Genomic DNA, 3,880 nt, shown 5'->3' on the forward strand with positions numbered 1-3,880 from the left:
ATTCCATATCCAAGCTCTTTTTTCTGCACCTTGATGCGATCCTCGTAGCGATCGGTGCGCTCAAGCTTACTTAGCGAGTTCACGCGAGCAGAGACCTTCTCGTCGTGGATGAGCGGCGAGCTCTCGCGAGTTTTGGCAGATTTTTGATTTTCTTCGTAAGCTTTCATGCCGTGCTCGCACATAGGAATTTCAAAGAAAAGATGGGTTAAAATCGAAATTTCGCTTAGTTTTTCGACTGCGAAACTTAGCCAGGATTTGATCTCAGCGCTTAGCTTGTCCTCGTATTTTAGCGTCAAAGGCACGTGCAAAAGCGAGCAGGAGGTACCCACGTAGATGCGCTCCTTAGGCACGTAGGCTTCGATAGATTTGAGCTGAGCTAGCTTTTTGTCGATGTCGCTCTTCCAGATATTGCGCCCGTCGATCACGCCCGCAAAGAGCACGGTCTTAGCGTCTTTTAAGGCTTGAAGCTCTTTTTTGATATTCTCTTCGCTTGCGTAAACAAAATCAAGCCCGATCGCCCAAACATCGGTCTTTACTATCTCGCGCACGGCCTCGGTCGCGTGCTCAAAATAGGTCATAAAGATGATTTTTACGTTGCTTGCGACCTTGCTTAGGCGCTGATAGATCGGCGCGATCTTTGGCGCTAGCTCAGCCGCGCGATCCGTTACGAAAATCGGCTCGTCGATCTGAACTATAACCTCGCTATCAAGCTCGCTAAGAAGCTTTAGCAGCTCCTCATATTTCTCGGCAAGAGCGTCTAAATGCGCGAGCGGATCGCTTTTGTCGCTTGATTTGCTAAGCGCAATATAGGTGATAGGTCCAATTAAATTTATCTTTAGCGCGCAGGAGTCCTTAAAATCGTTATTCTTCGCGGCCTTGTATTCGCTTAAAATTTTACTAGGATTTAGGCTAAATTCCGCATACGCAGAGATCTCAGGCACGATATAGTGGTAGTTTGTGTTAAACCACTTCGTCATCTCCATCGCGACTGCGTCTTTACTGCCGCGCGCCATCGCAAAATACTGCTCATGCGCCGAAAGAGCCGCAAAGCGCTGCGGGATTACGCCGAAAAGCACGCTGGTATCGAGCATCAGATCGTAGTATGAAAAGTCGTTTACGCTAATTAGGCCGCTCCAAGCATCCAGCTGATATTTGATGTGACGATCTTTCAGTTCTGTAGCAACCCGCTCTAGCGCGTCATAATCGCACTTGCCCGCCCAATAGCTCTCCAAAGCCTTCTTTAACTCGCGCTGCTCTCCGATGCGCGGAAAGCCCGTAACGTAACTCTTCATCTCTATCCTTTGAGTAAAATTTTGGTATGAAAGTGTTGATTTTATCTAAAATTTCTTTTGCCGTCATTAAAATTTTAATCTAATCTCGAAAATGAACGAAATTTTATCCAAAAGCGCAGGGGTGGAATTTAGCCAATAAAATCTGAAATGGAATTTTTATCGACGAAATTCCGTAAGTTAAAATTTTAGGATTGAATTTAAAGGCGTTAAATTCATCATAATTTAAACCTCATCGCAAGATTCTACTAAAATCATTAGTAAAGCCTTGCGACGAAGCTAGCCTTACCTGACACTCTGCAAAGCCACCGAGCATCAAGGCTCTATGAAAGCAGTGCAATGCCTCAAATATAAAAATTCTTAGAATTTATAATTATATCCTGCGTAAACGCCGTATTTTTTACCGTCGTTATCTTCGATATAATCGCCGTCTTTGTACCACGCCTTGCTTGCTTTAAAGCCCATTTCAATCTCGCTATTGGAGCCAAACTCATACGCAGTACCTATCTTGCCGCCCAAAATGAAGCCACCCAGCGTATCGTCCGCTCTAACCCAGCCGCCATTGCTATAGTCTATTTTAACTTCAGTATCTAGCACCGAAAGCCCAGCGTAAGCGCCTAGGACGAGCTTAAATCTACCGAAAAGCTCCGGCGTAAAATCCGCACCGGCTACGAAATCGTGCGTGCTCCATTTAACCTTTCTTTTCGAATTGGCATTCGAGCTAGAATCCTCGCCCTTAAATCCGTAAAAATATCCACCGTAAGCTCTAAACGTGCCGAAGTCATATCCGGCTTTAACGCCGATCTGCGGCTGTCCGTCATCAAAACCCGCAGCTTGGTTTTTGAAATTGTATCCGCCTTCGCCACCTATGAAAAGTCCCTCCGCCATCGCGCTTACTGCAGCTAAAGAGCTAAGAAGCGCCACTTTTGCAACTAAATTTCTCATCTTTACTCCTTTTGGTGAAATTTCATCTTAATGATAGCGACACACTTCGAAACCTAGGCTAAATTTAAAGTAAATACATAACATTTACGATTTTTAGTGACAAAATTTTAAGTATTTTTGTAATTTATTTATAGCCAGTATAAATTCTAAATCTCCATATAATTTACATTATAAATTTTTTATCGCTTAGTAACATATGCTTTGTAAAAGTATAGCGTAATAAGAATTTACGCGGTATTCCTCTGGATATAAATTTATCTTAATAACTTGTAAATCCGCGCAGAATTACTTAAATAAATCGGCTCAAATAAGTCTTTGTCGTAATTTTCTAGCACGAAGAGCTGAATGAAAGTCGATTCAAAGACTTTTTCATCTAAAATCAATATTCTTTCGTAGTCCGGTAAGAATATCACATAAAGATCGGAATTCTTATCTAATTGCTTAGATAATTTAACGAGCTTACCGTTTACCTCGCTCACTTGATAATATGTGTTGATCGGTATCTTTTTGCCGTTATGAATCAGATATTCGGGATCGGCACTGGGTAACATATACTCGCCATTTATGCTAGCACTTTTCCCATCCTCACCGATTTCAATATCATAGCCTATAACAGCCAGTGGATTCCAAGACTCTTTACCTGTTTCTATATTTACGGCAGAAAATCTTAAGATATTGGGCAATATATCTATCATGTGCGGTACAAAATAATAATATATATCCCTAGTTTTCCGTGGAAGCTTGAAATTCTTATCGCTTAAAGAACTTAAAAATTTATTGATATCCGCTTCGCCATAATCTTTTTGAATTTGATATAGATTTAGTTTAAATTTATCTTCCAGTTTAGGATCAAATTTTTTACCTTGCAACTTTTGTATATATTCGACATTAAGCCTTGCCATATTAGCAGAGCTTACCTCATCTTTATTAAAGGAAAACGCACTCATAAAAGTGTATTCTCCTGCCTGCCTACCTCCGGGATCAGCTACTACTTTTACATCGGAGTAATATCTGATTAAATATCCGTAATCCCACCACGATAACACATAATCCTCTCTGCTGGCTTTATTTTTTAGCTTCGCAAGAGGCGTTATGGAGTCTTTCGTAAGCGTAGGCGCAACTCGGAATTTATAAATAAAATCTATGCTAGGCATTATCGCTAAACAGGTTAAAATAGCTAACAAAGTACTTCTAAGCCAGGTGCGTATTTCAAAGTAATTCAGCGTGAAATATATAAAATAAGCAAATCCAAGCGCTATCATCGGTGTAGCGTACATTGTAAAGCGAGTTCCACCGAAAAGTGCTAAAACTCCAAGCGCTATCATCGGCAAGGTTAATATAAACGAACGGAATTTTATCAGTAGTAGAGCCAACCCTCCTACGGCGCATATAAATATAAATAGATGCCCGCTAGATTCAAGCACAAATTTTATAAAATTAGCATTGGCAACCTCCTTGACCGTATTTCTAACGCCGTAGAAGTAGAAAATTTCCTCTTTGCTTACATCCTTTAAGATGTATGCTTTAAGCTGTACTGCTATAGGCACAAGTCCGCCGAATATGACGAACGTAATTACGGCGATCGTACCCAAAATCCAAAGAGCTTTTTTGCTTTTATGGCTTAGAATTTTAATCATTAAAAAATA

The 3,880-nt window shown here is 40.8% G+C and carries 1 protein-coding gene and 2 pseudogenes; all 3 read right to left on the minus strand.

The genetic code is table 11. The features are described from left to right. Positions 1-1,292 (minus strand): annotated as a pseudogene (locus tag Q0614_RS11675) (5-methyltetrahydropteroyltriglutamate--homocysteine S-methyltransferase); the annotation flags it as partial. 357 nt (positions 1,293-1,649) lie between these two features. Continuing rightward, entirely contained in the window at positions 1,650-2,234 is a 585-nt protein-coding gene (locus tag Q0614_RS11680; protein WP_297881510.1) for a hypothetical protein, read from the minus strand. 254 nt (positions 2,235-2,488) lie between these two features. Next, positions 2,489-3,880, minus strand: a pseudogene (locus Q0614_RS11685) (STT3 domain-containing protein); the annotation flags it as partial.

The sequence above is a fragment of the uncultured Campylobacter sp. genome (assembly GCF_937997595.1).
In the GTDB taxonomy this organism is placed as follows: domain Bacteria; phylum Campylobacterota; class Campylobacteria; order Campylobacterales; family Campylobacteraceae; genus Campylobacter_B.

What these genes read in the sequence shown, in the direction of transcription:
- Q0614_RS11680 (WP_297881510.1), bottom strand. Translation starts at nt 2,234, where the DNA reads ATGAGAAATTTAGTTGCAAAAGTGGCGCTTCTTAGCTCTTTAGCTGCA.